General features: G+C 65.0%; 2 protein-coding genes. Both read left to right on the top strand.

From position 1 onward, the window contains the following. The first annotated feature begins 219 nt into the window (after positions 1–219). Entirely contained in the window at positions 220–537 is a 318-nt protein-coding gene (locus tag ACTQ48_RS11185; RefSeq protein WP_427747725.1) for a transposase, read from the top strand. 20 nt (positions 538–557) lie between these two features. Continuing rightward, entirely contained in the window at positions 558–1,409 is an 852-nt protein-coding gene (locus tag ACTQ48_RS11180) for an IS3 family transposase (RefSeq protein WP_304211243.1), read from the top strand. Positions 1,410–1,447: the final 38 nt, after the last annotated feature.

Genomic DNA, 1,447 nt, shown 5'->3' with positions numbered 1-1,447 from the left:
TGAACTGCCTCCCATTTCTTGGACACGAGAAATGGGAGGCTTTTTATGCGAGTCGACTTGAGGGTGAAGCACGACATCGAGGCCAGGAAGGCGGCGATCGGGCTCTTCGAGCGAGGCCACGGTTCCGAGTCGGCGGCGAAGGCGCTGTCGGTCCCGCGCGACACCGTGAGACAATGGCTCTACGTATACCGGTCGTTCGGAAGCGAGGTGCTGCTATCCATGGACGGCAAGCAGACCAGGTACACATACGAGCAGAAGGTCGCCGCCGCCTCCGCCGTCGTCGACGGCGGCATGAGCAAGCGGGACGCCATGGAGGCGTTCGGGGTCATGTCCCTGGCGCCGCTCAAGAGATGGTGCGCGCTCTACCGCGAGGGCGGCGCCGAGGCGCTCAGGCCCAGGCCCAAGGGCCGGCCGAGCGGTTCCAAGGCGAGGCCGCGCACGCGCGAGCAGGAGCTCGAGGAGCGCTGCCGAAGGCTCGAGACCGAGGTGGCCTACCTAAAAAAATTGCGTGCCCTGGTCGAGAGGGACGGACTCTGACCAGGGCGAAGGTCGAGGCCGTGAGCGCCCTGCGCGAAGAGGGGTACGGGCTGGGGTGCCTGCTGGAGTGCGCCGGCCTGGCGAGGTCGAGCTACTACTACGCGCTGTCGCACCCGAAGGCTCCCACCAGGCCCGAGCTCTGGGAGGCCGCCGCCGAGATATTCTCGCGCACGGCCAACGGGTGCGGCCACAGGCAGATCGCCATGTGCCTGCGCGCCGAGCAGGGCGTGCGCATAGCCTACAAGACCGTGCTGAAGATGATGCGCGAGATGGGCATCAGCTGCGGGATCCGCCGCGAGACCGACTACCACAGGTACAACTCGTACAGGGGCAAGGTCGGAAAGACCTTCGAGAACGTCATCGGGCGCGACTTCGCCGCCGACGGGCCGTGGGAAAAGATGGGCACCGACGTCACCGAGTTCAAACAGCCCTGGGGCAAGGCCTACTTCGCGCCGGTCTACGACTTCGGCAGCAAGGAGATCGTCGCCTGGTCCACGTCGCTGCACCCCAACATGGCTCAGCAGCACGAGCTGCTCGACCAGCTCGTGTCCAAGAAGCCCAAGGGCTCCAGGCCGATCCTGCACTCGGACATGGGCTGGCAGTACCAGCAGGCCGGTTGGTGCAGACGGTTGGAGGAGGCCGGCGTGGTGCAGAGCATGTCCCGGAAGGGCAACTGCATCGACAACGGCGCGACGGAGCAGGTGTTCGGCCACATCAAGGACGAGTTCTTCCGCGGAAGGACGTGGCCGGACTTCGAGTCCTTCAAGGCGGACCTCGACGACTTCGTGGTCCATTGGAACACGAGGAGGCGCCAGGTTAAACTGAAGGGACTGACCCCGGAGGAGTTCCGGAGACAGTCCCTTGCGGCGTAGTTCTTATTTAAGCCGTCCAGGTTTTGGGGTGCAGTTCA

The organism is Collinsella sp. Sow4_E3, from assembly GCF_052116285.1.
Lineage (GTDB): Bacteria > Actinomycetota > Coriobacteriia > Coriobacteriales > Coriobacteriaceae > Collinsella.
The sequence above is the reverse complement of the archived record's forward strand: the minus strand, read 5'-3'. Positions and strand labels throughout refer to the sequence as shown.

What these genes read in the sequence shown, in the direction of transcription:
- ACTQ48_RS11185 (WP_427747725.1), top strand. Translation starts at nt 220, where the DNA reads ATGGACGGCAAGCAGACCAGGTACACATACGAGCAGAAGGTCGCCGCC.